The sequence below is a fragment of the Paractinoplanes globisporus DSM 43857 genome (assembly GCF_000379645.1).
Classification (GTDB): domain Bacteria; phylum Actinomycetota; class Actinomycetes; order Mycobacteriales; family Micromonosporaceae; genus Actinoplanes; species Actinoplanes globisporus.
The window spans coordinates 1400973-1415630 of sequence record NZ_KB903294.1; the positions used below are offsets into that span (position 1 = coordinate 1400973).

Genomic DNA, 14658 nt, shown 5'->3' on the forward strand with positions numbered 1-14658 from the left:
TCCTACGGAGTCACTGCGAACGCGAGACCTCCTCAGCTTTGCTCGGCACGGCGGCGATTCAGGTGGTCACGCTCGGGATCGGTGCGGACCAGAGCGAGCGCGGCATCGAAGGCAGCCACTGCCTCGGCCCGGCGGCCGAGCCGGCTCAGGAGCTCGGCGCGGACGGTCGGGAGCAGATGGCTGTCGCGCAGCGCGGCGTCGAGGCCGTCGAGCAGCGCCAGGCCGGCCTCGGGTGAGCCCGACTCGGCCACCGCCACGGCCCGGTTGAGGCGGATCATCGGCGACGGGTCGCGGCGCTCGAGCTCGGCGTACAGCCGGGCGATCCGCGTCCAGTCGGTCGGCGGCGGCTTGGCGTGCTCGGCCGCGATCAGCGCCTGAAGGTGGTACTCGCCAGGCATCGGGACGGCCTCGAGCAGGCCGAGCAGCGACACGCCGCGGGCGATCTCGTCGTGCCGCCAGAGGGTGCGGTCCTGGTCGGGCAGCAGCACCAGCTCGCCGGCCGGGCCGAGCCGGGCGTCGCGCCGGGCGTGCTGCAGCAGCATCAGCGCGAGCAGGGCCGCGGTGCGCGGCTCCGCCGGCAGCAGCTCACCGACCACGTACGCCAGGCGGATGGCCTCGCTCGCGAGCCGGGGCCGGATCAGCTCGGGCCCGGTGGTGGCGCGGTACCCCTCCGTGAAGATCAGGTAGATCACCTTGAGCACCACGTCGAGGCGGTCCGGCAGGTCCTCGGCCGACGGCGCGCGCAGCGGGATGCCGGCCACCGCCATCTTGGCCTTGGCCCGGGTCAGCCGGGCCGCCATGGTCGGCTCGCTCACCAGGAACAGCCGGGCGATCTCGGCGGTGCTCAGCCCGGCCACGAACCGCAGCATGAGCGCGGCCCGGGCGTCGGCCCGCAGCGCCGGGTGGCAGCAGGCGAACAGCAGCCGCAGCCGCTCGTCCGGCACGTCCGCGTCCTCCCCGGGCTCGGCCTGGTCGGCGGCCGGAACCGGGTCGGCGATCAACAGCGGCAGCCGGCGCGCGTCCGCCTCCTCCTTGCGCATCCGGTCGAGCGCCCGCCGGTAGGCCGTGGTCCACAGCCAGGCGGCCGGTCGGTCGGGCACGCCCTGCTCGGGCCAGACCCGGGCGGCGGCCACGAAGGCGTCCTGCAGGCTGTCCTCCGCCACGTCGAAACGGCGCAGCCGGGTGACGAGCAGGGCGAGCAGGCGTGACCACTCGTCACGGTACGCCTGCTCGACGGCCTGCTCCGCGCTCAGCTGTCCGCCTCCGGGTGCATGACGATCGGACGGACCTCGACGATCGGCTCGGGCAGCTGCCGGGCGAAGCCGATCGCGGTGTCCAGGTCGGCCGCCTCGATCACGTAGTACCCACCCAGCTGCTCGGCCGTCTCGGCGAACGGGCCGTCGGTGACCCCGACCCGGTCGACGTTGCGCACGGTGGTCGCCGACGACGAGCCGGCCAGTTCCTCGCCGCCGAGCAGGGCATTGTGCTCGCGCAACATGGCCGAGAACTTGGCGTGGGCCTCCATGTTGGCCTCGCGGTCCCGCTCGTCACGGGCCTCCCAGGCCTTCTCGTCGCCGTAGATCAGCAGTACGTACTGCATCGTTGACTCCCCTCCCGGGCGCCGCCCGTTGCGGCGCCGGCGAAGTGATGACGCGGCGCCTCCACCTCATTCGACAATCCGGAACAAGAATTTTCCGAGTCTCAGGTGAGCCAGCCCGGGCGGATAAGCCCGGCCTCGTACGCGTAGACGACCAGCTGGGCCCGGTCCCGCGCACCCAGCTTGATCATCGTGCGGCTCACGTGCGTCTTCGCCGTGGCCGGGCTGATCACCAGCCGGGCGGCGATCTCGTCGTTGGACAGGCCCTCGGCCACCAGCACGAGAACCTCCCGTTCCCGGTCGGTGAGCGGGTCGATCTGGGCCGGCGGCGCGACCGGGCGGCCCGCCGTGCCCTTGCCGGCGAACTCGCCGATCACCCGCCGGGTCACGCTCGGCGACAGCAGGGCGTCCCCGGCCGCGACCGCGCGCACGCCGCGCAGCAGCTCGACCGGCTCGGTGTCCTTGACCAGGAAGCCCGACGCTCCCCCGCGCAGCGCCTCGAAGACGTACTCGTCGAGCTCGAACGTCGTCAGGATGACCACCTTGGTCGCGGCCAGCGTGGGGTCGGCGGCGATCCGCTTGGTCGCCTCGAGCCCGTCCACGCCGGGCATGCGGATGTCCATGAGCACGACATCGGGGTGGGTCTGCTGGGCCTGCTTGACCGCCTCGAGCCCGTCGGCGGCCTCGGCCACGACCCGGATGTCGGGCTCGGCGTTGAGCAGGGCCCGAAAGCCGGCCCGCACCAGCGCCTGGTCGTCCGCCAGCAACACCGAGATCATCCGGCTCTCCCGCCGTCGAGGTCATGGTCGTAGTCGTAGCCGCGACCGTAGTCACCGCGCCGCGAGTCGGGGCCGCCACTGTCGCCGGGGCCACGGCCCGGGCCGGGCGGGTCGTCGGGGGTCGGCAGCAGCACCGAGACCAGGAAGCCGCCGTCGACCGGGCCGGCCTCGACGCTGCCGCCCAGGGTCTGCGCTCGTTCCCGCATGCCGGCGATGCCGGTGCCCTCGCCCGAGCGGGCGTCGGCGTCCTCGGCGGCCGGGCCCTCGTTGCGGATCGCCAGGTGCAGCGCGGTCGGCAGATAGTCGATCGCGATCGAGGCCGTGGCGCCCGGGCCGGCGTGCTTGCGCACGTTGGTGAGCGCCTCCTGCACGATCCGGTACGCCGCGCGGTCGACCTCGGCCGGCAGCGGCCGCGCGTCGCCGGTCACCTTGGTGGTGATCGGCAGGCCGGCGTCGGCCGTCAGGTCGTCGAGGCGGCTCAGCCCGACGGCCGGCTGGCGCGGGGCGGCCTCGTTTTCCGCGCGCATCACGTCGAGCACCGCGCGCACCTCGCGCAGCGCCTCGGCGCTCGCCGTCTTGATCGCCGTGAGGGCCTCACGCGCCTGCTCGGGGCGGCTGTCCATGAGGTGGAGGCCGACGCCGGCCTGCACGTTGATCAGCGAGAGGTGGTGGCCGAGCACGTCGTGCAGCTCACGGGCCATGCGCAGCCGTTCCTCGGAGGCCTGGCGGCGCTCCTGCTCCTCGTGGGCCTTGGCCCGCTCGGCCCGCACCTTCATCATCTCGGCCATGTGCTCGCCGCGGACCTTGGCCGCGCCGCCCAGGAAGATCAGTACCGCGAAGCCGACCGCGAGCAGCACGGCCGAGGGCAGGTCGGCCCGGGCGCCGGTCGGGACGCCGAGCTGCTCGGCGAAGACCCAGCAGACGGCGAGGTAGGCCGCGAAGCCGATGGCGGCGACGACCACCGCCAGCCGGGCGCGCCCGCGCTTGGCCAGGTTGAACAGGGCTATGCCGGGGGCGACCGCGATCGTCCAGCGCGGGGCCGAGAAGGTGGCGAACCCGAGCGAGGCCGCGGCGGCGACGGCGAACGCGGCGACCGGGTAGCGCCAGCGGAACAGCAGGGCGGCCGGGCCGGCCAGCAGCAGCGCGTAGACCAGCGGGGTCATCGCGCGGTAGACGCCGCCCTCGGCGGCCGTGTTGTTGGCCCCGACGACCTGGAAGAAGCCGGCCACCACCGCGGTGCCGACGCCGACGCGCGGACGGTACCGGCCGGTGCGGCGATCCTGCCGCCACGGTGGCCCCCACGGTCGCGTGTCTTCCATGCGGCCGAAACTACGGGATCAGCGGTTTCTCAGCATCGGAGCACGGTCTGATTCACGAATCGCTCATCTACGACCCTGGTCGTAGGTGACGGCCTGCCGGGCGTACGGGAAAGAGGACAGAACCACCGAAAAGCCGCAGCCGGAAATGCGACCCCGGTCCGACGCCCGCAGGGCGAGGAAGGGCGACTCTGGGATACACGACGCCCACGAGGAGAAGCAGATGACCGAGAACTGGACCGGGCCGGCCCGGATGCGCACGTCCGACCAGGAACGCGAGCAGATCGCCGAGATCCTGCGGGCCGCGATGGCCGAGGGCCGGCTCAACCTGGAGGAGGGCGAGGAGCGGCTGGCCGCCACCTACGCCGCCAAGTACCGCGACGAGCTGGGGCCGCTGACGGCGGACCTCCCCGACGGTGGCCGGCGCGCCCTCGCCGAGACACCGCAGGCGCGTCTCGCGACACGCCGACACCTGCGCCGGCACGCCAGTTTCGTGGCGCTCGCCGCCCTGTTCCTGACCGGCCTGTGGGTCCTCTCCGGGGCGCACTTCTTCTGGCCGGCCATCCCACTGGTGTTCCTGGTCATGGGTCTGGTGCGGCACGCACGCTGGCGCCGCTACGGCGCGTACTACCACGCGCAGTACCGCGTGGCGCCGTGGAACGCCCCCGGACACAGGTGAGTCACGACACTCCATAGTGGACGTGGCGGTTGTTGATCACCCCTCCCCGCTCTGCGACAGTGACCGGGTTTGCGGTCCGGGGAGGGGCAACACACATGATGGGTCCGTCGCACGCCCTGTCCGGGGCGGCAGCCTGGCTGGCCGGCAGCTGGGCACTGGACACGTTCGCCGACTACCACCAGTCACCGCTCGCCGTGGCGGTCGGGGCCACGGTCTGCGCGGGCGGCGCACTGCTGCCCGACCTCGATCTGTCCGGAAAGGTCACCCGCAACCAGGGCGGCGCCACGGTGGCCCGCACGTTCGGCGTGTTCTCGCTGTTCGTGGCCGAGGTGATCGAGAAGTTCTCCCTCGGCATCTACACGGCGACGCGGCTGAGCAGGGACCCGGACCGCAACAACGGTCACCGCACCTTCACCCACACGCTGCCGTTCGCCGCATTGATCGGCTGGGGCACGACGGCCCTGTGCACACACTTCGGCAAGTGGGCGGTCGTCGGGATCATCTTCCTCATGGCCGGGCTCGCGCTGCGCGGCCTCTTCGACGAATGGGCCGAGCGGGCCGGCTGGGTCATCGTCACCCTCTGCTCGGCGGCGATCGCCGTCTTCACGGCGGCCCGGCTGCCGGGTGATCGGGGCTATCCGATGCTCGGCTTCGCGGTCGGGGTCGGCTGCCTCGTGCATCTGATGGGCGACATCATCACCTCGGCCGGGGTGCCGATCCTGTGGCCCCTTCCCACCGGGCGGCGGATGTGGCGGATGGTGGGCGTCCCCAACGGCATAGCGGTCAAGGTCGGCGGCAAGATGGAGACGATCGTGCTCCGGACGGCCTTTACCGTGGTGGCTTTGCTGGCGATCGCCGCCATGTTCGCCCCGAACCTGCTGCACCGCATCGATCTCAACGCCTGGGCCGACAGCGACCGCTGATCGGCTGCCCGGCGAGACACCGGGCCATGGCACCCGCTAGGAGGGCCGCACCCAGGTGCGGCCCCGGCGATCGGCGGTCAGATGTCTCGGCGGCCGAACACCGCGAACGACGCGGCCAGGACGATCGCGCCGAAGGCGGCGAGCACCGCGAAACCCGCCCACGGCCCGAGCACCGCCGGGTCGGGCGTCGTCGTCACGACGCGTATGCCGGCCATGGACGGCCACCACTTGGCGATCCACCGCGCGAGACCCGACGGCAGCGCCGCCGAGAAGATGGGAAAGAGCAGCATCACGACGATCACGATGGTCAGGGCGCCGGCCGTGGAACGGATCATCGCGCCGACCGCCAGGCCGAAGAGGGCTATGGCCGTCAGGTAGAGGCCGGTGCCCAGGAGCGCCCGCACCACGCCGCCGTCGCCGAGAGAGGCACTGGCCAGGCCCTGGCCGGAGATGATCGCCTGACCGAGCAGGAATGCCGCCAGACCGCCCGCCCACCCGATGACCAGGGCCACCGCGGTGACCGTGGCCGCCTTCGCCGCCAGCAGCCGCCCGCGCACAGGCACCGCCGCGAGGCTGGGCCGGATGCTGCCGCTCGCGAACTCGCTGCTCACCGCGAGCACGCCGAGCACCCCGACCGCGATCTGGGCAAAGAGGAGGCCGGACAGGCTGGCCGCCGTCGGATCGAAGGCGGCCCGATCCGCAGCGGTCCCCTCGACCGCCAGCTCATGGGCACGGCCGAAACTGAACAGCGCCCCCAGCCCGGCCATCAGCACCAGCACGGTCCCCGCGGTCCACAACACCGACCGCAGCGACCGGAACTTCACCCATTCCGCACGCACGACGCTCATCGGGACGCACCCCCGCTGAACTCGACGCTCTCCGCGGTCATCGCCATGAAGACCTCTTCGAGCGAGCTCCGGCGCGGTGCCAGCTCGGTGAGAACGGTTCCGCTGGCCAGTGCGAGCTTCCCCACCGCGTACGCGTCAATCCCGGTCACCAGAAGCTCACCCGACACGTGCTCGGCGACAGTGGCACCCGCCGCGCGCAGGGTGTCGGCGAAGCCGGCGCCGGCCGCCCGCACCAGCACCTCCGACGACGACCGCTCGGCCAGGAAGCCGGCCAGCGAGGTGTCCGCGATCAACCGGCCCTTGCCGATCACCACGAGATGGTCGGCGGTCTGCTCCATCTCGCTCATCAGATGGCTGGAGACGACGACGGTCCGGCCCTCGGCGGCCAGGTCGCGCATGAGCGTGCGCACCCACGCGATGCCGCTCGGGTCCAGCCCGTTCACCGGCTCGTCGAAGAGCAGGACCGGGGGATCCCCGAGCAGCGCCCCGGCGATGCCCAGCCGCTGGCTCATGCCGAGCGAGTACGTCCCGGCCGCCTTCGACGCCACCGCCGCGAGCCCGACCAGCTCGAGCACCTCGCCGACCCGCCGGCGCGGCAGTCCGTTGCTGAGCGCGAGGGCCAGCAGGTGGTTGCGTCCCGATCGCGACGCGTGCACGGCCCGGGCGTCGAGCAGCGCCCCGACCTCCCGCATCGGCACCGGCAGGTCGCGGTAGCGGCGGCCGTCGACGTGAGCGGTGCCGGCGGTGGGCCGCTGCAGGCCGAGCGTCATGAGCATGGTGGTGGTCTTGCCGGCGCCGTTGGGACCGAGGAACCCGGTGACCACACCGGGGCGGAACGTGCAGGTGAGATCGTCGACCGCGGTGGCGTCGCCGAAGCGTTTGGTGAGTCCGCGCAGTTCAATCATGCCGAGAGCGTCGCCCGCCTCCCTGCGAGGGTCGTCAGAGCTTCTGAGAGTCCTCTAGGAGCGGGAGACATATCCGAAATGTCGTCCCGGGCGCGGCGGGAAAGACCTCGACCCGGCCACCGTGGGCCTCCACCAGCGAGCGCACGATGGCCAGCCCGAGCCCGGCGCCGCTCGTCCCGTTCCGGCTACGCGAGTCGTCGCCGCGATGGAAGCGCTCGAAGAGCCGTTCGCGCTGCTCGGGCGGGATGCCGGGACCGGCGTCGGCGACCTCCAGGATCGCGAAGTCGCCGTCGTTGCCCACCCCGATCCGCGCGGGCGCGCCGGGCGGGGTGTGTGCGTGCACGTTGCCGACCAGGTTGACCACCACCTGCCGCAGCCGCGCCTCGTCCCCCAGCGTCGGCGCCGGTTCTCCGTCGCCGTCGCCGCCGGGGCCGGTTATCCGCACGGGCCGCTCCGCGTCGAGAGCACGCAGGTCGGCCAGCGCCGACGCGGCGAGCGTCCGCAGGTCCATCGGTTCCGGGGCGAGCACCGGCGCCTGCACGTCGAGCCGCGCGAGCAGCAACAGGTCCTCGACCAGCGCGGCGAGCCGCCCGGCCTCGGTGTCGATCCGGCTGAGCGTTCGCTCGACGCCGACGGCCCCCATGAGCGCGAGCTCGGTCGACCCCTTGATGCCGAAGAGCGGGGTGCGCAGTTCGTGGCTGACGTCCGCGACGAACTGGGCGCGGGCCGCGAAGGCGCGCTCGAGCTGGGCGAGCATGCCGTTGAGGGCGTCGGTGAGCCGGGCGACCTCGGAGCCGGGCCGGCCCCCGGCCGGGATGCGGTGGGTGATATCACCGGCGGCGATCGCGGCGGCGGTGTCCTCGATCGTGCGCAGGGGCCGCAGTCCCGCCCGGACGAGGAACCAGCCGGCCGTCCCCAACGCCGCGATCAACAACAGGCCGGTCACCGCGCAGACCAGTTGCAGCCGCCGCACCGTCCCGTCGACCGCGTCGAGCGACCCGGCGACCGCGACCGAGCCGCCGCCCGGACGCGCCACGACCACGGCCCGCCAGTCCCCGGCCGTGAACGGACGCCGCACATTTCCGGAAATATCGGGCACGGCCGCGGACGTGTGCACCGAGCTGACCGGAACTCCCCGGGCGTCGAAGTAGACGATCGCCATGGCGGTGACCAGATCGAGGCCGCCGCCTTCCCGTCGCGTCACGTCGGAGCCGGCCGGGCCGAGCACCGAAGGGTCGAGGCGGGCCATGAGCTGCGCGAGCGGCGTCAGCTGCCGGTCGACCCGCTCGACCAGGTGCTGCCGCAGCGCGCCGAGCACGATCGCGTCGCTCGCCACGATCCCCGCCACCAGCAGCACCGTCGTGATCAGCACCAGCCGGGAGCGGAGCGAGCGCGGCCTCATCGCCGGGGCGCCCGCAGCACGTAGCCGACGCCGTGCACGGTGTGGATCAGCTTGGGCTCGGTGGTGTCGACCTTTCGCCGCAGGTAGCTGATGTACGTGTCGACGATGCTGGTGTCACCGGCGAAGTCGTACCGCCAGACCTCCTCGAGGATCCGCGGTTTCGGCACGGTGTGACCCGCGTTGGCCATCAGGCAGTGCAGCAGCCGGAACTCGGTCGGCGACAGCCGCACCGCCTTGCCGGATCGGGTCACCGCCTGGTCGAGCGGGTCGAGCGTCAGATCACCGACGGAGAGCCCGCCGTCGAAGACTCCCCCGGCCCGCCGCAGCACCGCCTGGATCCGGGCGACCAGCTCGGGCAGGTGGAACGGCTTGGTCACGTAGTCGTCCCCGCCCAGGGTCAGGCCGTTGACCTTGTCTTCCGGCGCGTCGCGGGCGCTCAGGAACAGCACCGGCACGTGCCGCCGCCCCTCGCGCAGCCGCCGCACCACCTCGAAGCCGTCGATGCCCGGCAACATCACGTCGAGCAGGATCAGATCGGGCTGCTCCGCCGCGGCCCGGCTCACCGCCTCGTCACCGGTCGCCGCGGTGGTCACCTCGAAGCCGGCGAACCGCAACGCGTCGGCCAGCAGGCCGCGCACCGTGTCCTCGTCGTCGACCACCAGCAGCCGGGCCATGGGAACGAGGCTAGTCACGGGGGCTTGAGATGCCGCTGAGAGTCTTCACAGGCCTTCTGGGAGGGCTCACCGGAAAATGTCGTACCCCGGCCGGAGAATGGTCCCGTGCTGGTAGCGGTGTCGCCCGACGGGCGGCTTCAGGATCTGCGGGCCGACGGGTCGCCCGCCGGTCCGCCGCGCCCCGCCCCCGATCTGGCGGCCGCGATCGCCGAGCGCGAGGCCGCCGACCAGCCCCGCTGGGTGTGGCCGGCCACCGCCGAGATCTATCCGGTGCTGCTGCGGGCCGGGGTGCGGGTGGCCCGCTGTCACGATCTCGAGCTGACCGAGGCGCTGCTGCAGGGTCACGCCGGTTGGTGGGGCGCGCCGCGTTCCCTGGCCGCGGCGCGGGCACGGCTGCGTGGCCTGCCGGTGCCGGCCGATGCGCCGCCGCGGCAGCCGGAACCGCCGGGCTTCGCCCAGGGCGCGTTGTTCGAGACCGGTTCCGCTCCGCCGGCCGCCGCCGGCTTCGACGTGCTCGAGGCCATCCACGAGGTGTACGCGGACCAGCTGTCCCGTATGAGCGGCGCCGAGCATCCCGGGCGGTTCCGGCTGCTGGTCGCGGCCGAGTCGGCCGGCGCCCTGGTCGGGGCCGAGATGGGTCACGCCGGCCTGCCCTGGCGCGCCGACGTGCACGACGAGCTGCTGCGCGAGCTGCTCGGCCCGCCCCAGCCGGTCGGGCCACCGCGCCGGCTCGCCGAGCTGACCGCCGAGATCAACGACGCGCTCGGCCTGCGCGGCCTGCACCCCGACTCCCCGGCCGAGGTGGTCCGGGCGTTCGCGCGCAACGGCGTCGACATTCCGAACACGCGGGCCTGGGTCCTCAAGCGGGTCGACCATCCCGCCGTGCGCCCCCTTCTGGAATACAAAGAGCTCTACCGCATCTGGACGGCGCACGGCTGGGCGTGGTGCGACGCCTGGGTGCGCGACGGCCGGTTCCGCCCCGAGTTCGTGCCCGGCGGCGTGGTCTCCGGCCGCTGGGCGACCCGCGGCGGCGGCGCCCTGCAGGTGCCCAAGGTGGTGCGCCGCGCGGTCATCGCCGACCCCGGCTGGCGGTTCGTGGTGGCCGACGCCGGCCAGCTCGAGCCGCGCGTGCTCGCCGCGGTCTCCGGCGACCGTCGCCTGGCCGCCGCGGCCGCCGCCGGCGACCTCTACGCGGCGCTGGCCACCGACTCGTTCGACGGCGACCGGGCCAAGGCCAAGGTCGCGCTGCTCGGCGCGATGTACGGGCAGACCGGCGGCGCCGCGATCCCGGCCCTGGCCGTGCTCCGCAAGCACTACCCGGTGGCGTTCGAGTTCGTCGAGGCCGCCGCCCGCACCGGCGAGGCCGGCGGCCTGGTCCGCTCCTGGCTGGGCCGCACCTGCCCGCCGGCCGCGGCGGCCTGGCGCGATGCCGGGCTCGACCCGCCCGACGAGGCCGGTTCGGCCGAGAGTCCGCAGGGCGGCGCGTCCGGCCGGGCCCGGGGCCGCTTCACCCGCAACTTCGTCGTCCAGGCGACCGCCGCCGAGTGGGCCCTGGTGCTGCTGGCCACCCTGCGCACCGCCCTTGAGGGCAGTAAGGCCGAGCTTGTCCTGTTCGTCCACGACGAGGTGGTGGTGCATTGCCCCGAGGAGGAAACGGCCGCAGTGTCCGAGGCCGTGCGCGCCGCCGCTACTCAGGCCGGGCGCCTGCTCTTCGGCCAGACGTCGGTGAGATTCCCCCTCGACGTCTCAGTAATTGGCGCGTACGCCGATGCGAAGTGAGAGTGGGGTACCTTAAATGGTCCGAAGCGAGAGGCGCTGCAACGGGGTGACACCCGCCACGCTCGCTCGGTGAATTCCGACCAAGGGCGCCTCCGTTGTATCCACGGAGGTGGTCGGTATGGAGAAGTCTTCTCGTCTTGATGAGCTCAAGCGCCTGCTGAGCGAGCGCATCCTCGTGCTCGACGGCGCGTGGGGCACGATGCTGCAGGGCGCCGGGCTCAAGCCCGAGGACTACCGCGGCGACCTGATTCCCGCCGACCACGAGCAGGACGTGACGGGCGACCCCGACCTGGTCATCCTGACCCGGCCCGACGTGATCCTCGACGTCCACCGGCAATACCTGGCCGCCGGCGCCGACATCACGACGACGAACACGTTCACGGCCACCAGCATCGCGCAGGCCGACTACGGCCTCGAGGCGTACGTCCGGCAGATGAACGTCCGCGGAGCGCAGCTGGCCCGCCAGGCGGCCGACGAGGCCGAGGCGGCGGACGGGAAGCCCCGGTTCGTCGCGGGCTCGGTCGGCCCGCTCAACGTGACGCTCTCGCTGTCGCCCAAGGTCGACGACCCGGCTTTCCGCGCGGTCACGTTCGACCAGGTCAAGGCGGCCTACGCCGAGCAGATCGCGGCCCTGGCCGAGGGCGGCGTCGACCTGCTGCTGGTCGAGACGATCTTCGACACGCTGAACGCGAAGGCCGCCATCGCCGCCGCCCACGAGGTCGCGCCGGGCCTGCCGCTGTGGATCTCGGTGACGATCGTCGACCTGTCCGGCCGCACGCTCTCCGGGCAGACCGTCGAGGCGTTCTGGCGCTCGATCGAGCGGGCCCACCCGCTGGTCGTCGGCGTGAACTGCTCGCTGGGCGCCACCCAGATGAGGCCGCACGTGGTCGAGCTGGCCCGCCTCGCCGACGTCTTCGTGGCCTCCCACCCGAACGCGGGCCTGCCCAACGCGTTCGGCGGCTACGACGAGCCCCCGGCCGAGACCGCGGCGCTGGTCGGCGAGTTCGCGGCGGCCGGCCTGGTCAACATCGTCGGCGGCTGCTGCGGCACGACGCCGGCGCACATCGGGCAGATCGCCTCCACGGTCGCCGGCCTCACCCCGCGGGCGATCAACCCGCCCGCCCCCACCACCCGGTTCAGCGGCCTCGAGCCGTTCGAGATCGGCCCCGACACCGGCTTCGTGATGATCGGCGAGCGCACCAACGTCACCGGCTCGGCCCGGTTCCGCCGGCTCATCGAGGCCGACGACTACCAGGGCGCCGTCGGCGTGGCGCTCGACCAGGTGCGCGGCGGCGCCAACCTCCTGGACGTGAACATGGACGCCGACCTGCTCGACAGCGAGCAGGCGATGACCACGTTCCTCAACCTCATCGCCACCGAGCCCGAGGTCGCCCGCATCCCCGTGATGATCGACAGCTCCAAGTGGAGCGTGCTCGAGGCCGGCCTCAAGTGCGTGCAGGGCAAGGGCGTGGTCAACTCGATCAGCCTCAAGGAGGGCGAGGAGGTCTTCCTCGAGCACGCCCGTCGCATCCACGAGTTCGGCGCCGGCGTGGTCGTCATGGCCTTCGACGAGCAGGGCCAGGCCGACACCCGCGACCGGAAGGTCGCGATCTGCGGCCGCGCCTACGACCTGCTGGTCGGCGCCGGCTTCGCGCCCGACGACATCATCTTCGACCCCAACGTGCTGGCGGTCGCGACGGGCATCAGCGAGCACAACGGGTACGCGAAGGCGTTCATCGAGGCCCTCCCGCTGATCAAGGAGCGCTGCCCGGGCGTGCGCACCAGCGGCGGCATCTCCAACCTGTCGTTCTCGTTCCGCGGCAACGACGTGGTCCGCGAGGCCATGCACTCGGCGTTCCTGTTCCACGCGGTCAAGGCGGGCCTCGACATGGGCATCGTCAACGCCGGCCAGCTCGCGGTCTACCAGGACATCCCGGCCGACCTGCTGGAGCTCGTCGAGGACGTGCTCTTCGACCGCCGCGAGGACGCCACCGACCGCCTGGTCACGTTCGCGTCGACGGTCACCGGCAAGGGCAAACAGCGCGAGGTCGACCTGTCCTGGCGCGAGACGCCGGTCGCCGAGCGTCTCTCGTACGCCCTCGTGCATGGGATTGTCGATTTCATCGAGGAGGACACCGAGGAAGCCCGCCAGCTGCTCCCGCGGCCCCTCGAAGTGATCGAGGGCCCGCTCATGGACGGCATGAAGATCGTCGGCGACCTGTTCGGCTCGGGCAAGATGTTCCTGCCGCAGGTGGTCAAGAGCGCCCGGGTCATGAAGCGCTCGGTGGCCTACCTCGAGCCGTTCATGGAGGCCGAGAAGGAGCAGGCGCGTCTCGAGGGCCGCGTCGAGGCCGAGCGCGGCCAGGGCAAGGTCGTGCTGGCCACGGTCAAGGGCGACGTGCACGACATCGGCAAGAACATCGTCGGCGTGGTGCTGGGCTGCAACAACTACGAGGTGATCGACCTCGGCGTGATGGTGCCGGCCGCCCGGATCCTGGACACCGCGGTGGCCGAGGGCGCCGACGTCATCGGGCTCTCCGGCCTGATCACCCCGTCGCTCGACGAGATGGTCTCGGTCGGCGCCGAGATGGAGCGCCGCGGCCTCAAGCTGCCGCTGCTGATCGGCGGCGCCACCACGTCGAAACAGCACACCGCCGTCCGCATCGCCCCGGCCTACTCCTCGTCGACCGTGCACGTGCTGGACGCCTCCCGGGTCGTCGGCGTTGTCGCCGACCTGCTCGACCCCGACCGCGCCGAGAAACTCGACGCCACCAACCGGGTCGACCAGGAAAGACTGCGCGAGCAGCATGCCAACCGGCACGCCCAGCCGCTCCTGACCGTTTCCGCCGCCCGCGAGAACCGCGAGGTGGTCGACTTCAGCGAGCTGCCCACTCCGGCCTTCACCGGCGTACGCGTGGTGGAGCCCTCGATCGCCGAGCTGCGCGAGATGATCGACTGGACGTTCCTGTTCCTGGCCTGGGAGCTCAAGGGCAAGTTCCCGCAGATCCTCGAGCGGCCCGAGGCCCGCGAGCTGTGGGACGACGCGAACACCCTGCTCGACAAGATCATCGCCGACGGGTCGTTCCGGGCCCGCGGCCTGTACGGGTTCTGGGGCGCGCACGCCGAGGGCGACGACATCGTGCTCGACAACGGCACGACGTTCCCGATGCTGCGCCAGCAGACGCAGAAGCCGGCCGGGCGCGCCAACCGCAGCCTCGCCGACTACATCGCCCCGAAGGGCTCGGGCGACCACCTCGGCGGCTTCGCGGTGGCCATCCACGGCGCCGGCGAGCTGGCCGCGCGCTACGAGGCGGAGAACGACGACTACCGGGCCATCATGGTGAAGGCCCTGGCCGACCGCCTGGCCGAGGCGTTCGCCGAGCACATCCACCTGCAGGCCCGCCGCGAGTGGTTCGAGCCCGGGTCGCAGCCCGTGCTGGAAGACCTGCACGCCGAGCGGTTCCGCGGCATCCGCCCGGCGCTGGGGTACCCCGCGAGCCCCGACCACAGCGAGAAGAAGGACCTCTTCGAGCTGCTCGGCACCGACGCGATCGGCGTGGGGCTGACCGAGTCGTTCGCGATGATGCCGGCCGCCGCCGTGAGCGGCCTGATCTTCGCTCACCCCGACGCCAAGTACTTCACCGTCGGCCGCATCGGCAAGGACCAGGTCGTCGACTACGCGGACCGGCGCGGCATGCCGCTCGACGAGGTCGAGCGCTGGCTGCGCCCGAACCTCGCGTACGAGATCGACTAGGC

General features: G+C 72.5%; 12 protein-coding genes. 4 read left to right on the forward strand and 8 right to left on the reverse strand.

Annotated elements, in window-relative coordinates:
• Positions 1-32 precede the first annotated feature (32 nt).
• The 4 genes from A3CQ_RS0106105 to A3CQ_RS0106120 form a co-directional block, all read right to left on the reverse strand.
• Complete coding sequence (locus A3CQ_RS0106105) at positions 33-1253, reverse strand: RNA polymerase sigma factor (protein ID WP_026205380.1); 1221 nt, start codon at positions 1251-1253, stop codon at positions 33-35.
• Entirely contained in the window at positions 1250-1600 is a 351-nt protein-coding gene (locus tag A3CQ_RS0106110; protein ID WP_020510037.1) for a YciI family protein, read from the reverse strand. Before A3CQ_RS0106110 ends, A3CQ_RS0106105 begins: the two co-directional genes overlap by 4 nt.
• A gap of 101 nt (positions 1601-1701) precedes the next feature.
• Positions 1702-2376, reverse strand: a complete 675-nt coding sequence (locus A3CQ_RS0106115; RefSeq protein WP_020510038.1) for a response regulator transcription factor — start codon at positions 2374-2376, stop codon at positions 1702-1704.
• Positions 2373-3695 (reverse strand): sensor histidine kinase, encoded by a 1323-nt coding sequence (locus tag A3CQ_RS0106120; RefSeq protein WP_020510039.1) that lies wholly within the window; start codon positions 3693-3695, stop codon positions 2373-2375. Before A3CQ_RS0106120 ends, A3CQ_RS0106115 begins: the two co-directional genes overlap by 4 nt.
• Before the next feature lie 220 nt (positions 3696-3915).
• Here A3CQ_RS0106120 and A3CQ_RS0106125 point away from each other — a divergent pair, with 220 nt between their 5' ends.
• Both A3CQ_RS0106125 and A3CQ_RS0106130 read left to right on the forward strand, forming a co-directional pair.
• The gene (locus A3CQ_RS0106125) at positions 3916-4371 is read left to right on the forward strand and encodes a DUF1707 SHOCT-like domain-containing protein (protein WP_020510040.1); all 456 of its coding nucleotides are present in this window, start codon (positions 3916-3918) and stop codon (positions 4369-4371) included.
• 95 nt (positions 4372-4466) lie between these two features.
• A complete protein-coding gene (locus A3CQ_RS0106130) occupies positions 4467-5294 on the forward strand; it encodes a metal-dependent hydrolase (protein WP_020510041.1) in 828 nt (275 codons plus the stop codon).
• A 77-nt stretch (positions 5295-5371) separates the two neighbouring features.
• Here A3CQ_RS0106130 and A3CQ_RS0106135 read toward each other — a convergent pair whose 3' ends face one another.
• The 4 genes from A3CQ_RS0106135 to A3CQ_RS0106150 are packed head-to-tail and all read right to left on the reverse strand — an operon-like array spanning position 5372 to position 9123.
• Complete coding sequence (locus A3CQ_RS0106135) at positions 5372-6142, reverse strand: ABC transporter permease (protein WP_020510042.1); 771 nt, start codon at positions 6140-6142, stop codon at positions 5372-5374.
• Positions 6139-7047 carry an ATP-binding cassette domain-containing protein gene (locus A3CQ_RS0106140; protein WP_020510043.1) on the reverse strand — a complete coding sequence of 303 codons (909 nt, stop codon included), beginning with the start codon at positions 7045-7047 and terminating at the stop codon, positions 6139-6141. The genes A3CQ_RS0106135 and A3CQ_RS0106140 overlap by 4 nt, the downstream gene beginning before the upstream one ends.
• A 34-nt stretch (positions 7048-7081) precedes the next feature.
• Positions 7082-8419 carry a sensor histidine kinase gene (locus tag A3CQ_RS0106145; RefSeq protein WP_020510044.1) on the reverse strand — a complete coding sequence of 446 codons (1338 nt, stop codon included), beginning with the start codon at positions 8417-8419 and terminating at the stop codon, positions 7082-7084.
• A gap of 26 nt (positions 8420-8445) precedes the next feature.
• Positions 8446-9123, reverse strand: a complete 678-nt coding sequence (locus A3CQ_RS0106150; RefSeq protein ID WP_020510045.1) for a response regulator transcription factor — start codon at positions 9121-9123, stop codon at positions 8446-8448.
• Between the two features lie 105 nt (positions 9124-9228).
• Here A3CQ_RS0106150 and A3CQ_RS0106155 point away from each other — a divergent pair, with 105 nt between their 5' ends.
• On the forward strand, positions 9229-10902 hold the full coding sequence (locus tag A3CQ_RS0106155; RefSeq protein WP_020510046.1) for a bifunctional 3'-5' exonuclease/DNA polymerase: 1674 nt from the start codon (positions 9229-9231) through the stop codon (positions 10900-10902).
• Positions 10903-11020: 118 nt separating this feature from the next.
• Positions 11021-14656 (forward strand): methionine synthase, encoded by a 3636-nt coding sequence (gene metH, locus A3CQ_RS0106160; RefSeq protein ID WP_020510047.1) that lies wholly within the window; start codon positions 11021-11023, stop codon positions 14654-14656.
• Positions 14657-14658 lie beyond the last annotated feature (2 nt).

Excerpts from the sequence above, each read along its gene's own strand:
- A3CQ_RS0106120 (WP_020510039.1), bottom strand. The coding sequence starts at position 3,695 with ATGGAAGACACGCGACCGTGGGGGCCACCGTGGCGGCAGGATCGCCGC.
- A3CQ_RS0106125 (WP_020510040.1), top strand. The coding sequence starts at position 3,916 with ATGACCGAGAACTGGACCGGGCCGGCCCGGATGCGCACGTCCGACCAG.
- A3CQ_RS0106140 (WP_020510043.1), bottom strand. The coding sequence starts at position 7,047 with ATGATTGAACTGCGCGGACTCACCAAACGCTTCGGCGACGCCACCGCG.
- metH (WP_020510047.1), top strand. The coding sequence starts at position 11,021 with ATGGAGAAGTCTTCTCGTCTTGATGAGCTCAAGCGCCTGCTGAGCGAG.
- A3CQ_RS0106115 (WP_020510038.1), bottom strand. The coding sequence starts at position 2,376 with ATGATCTCGGTGTTGCTGGCGGACGACCAGGCGCTGGTGCGGGCCGGC.
- A3CQ_RS0106135 (WP_020510042.1), bottom strand. The coding sequence starts at position 6,142 with ATGAGCGTCGTGCGTGCGGAATGGGTGAAGTTCCGGTCGCTGCGGTCG.
- A3CQ_RS0106130 (WP_020510041.1), top strand. The coding sequence starts at position 4,467 with ATGATGGGTCCGTCGCACGCCCTGTCCGGGGCGGCAGCCTGGCTGGCC.
- A3CQ_RS0106110 (WP_020510037.1), bottom strand. The coding sequence starts at position 1,600 with ATGCAGTACGTACTGCTGATCTACGGCGACGAGAAGGCCTGGGAGGCC.
- A3CQ_RS0106150 (WP_020510045.1), bottom strand. The coding sequence starts at position 9,123 with ATGGCCCGGCTGCTGGTGGTCGACGACGAGGACACGGTGCGCGGCCTG.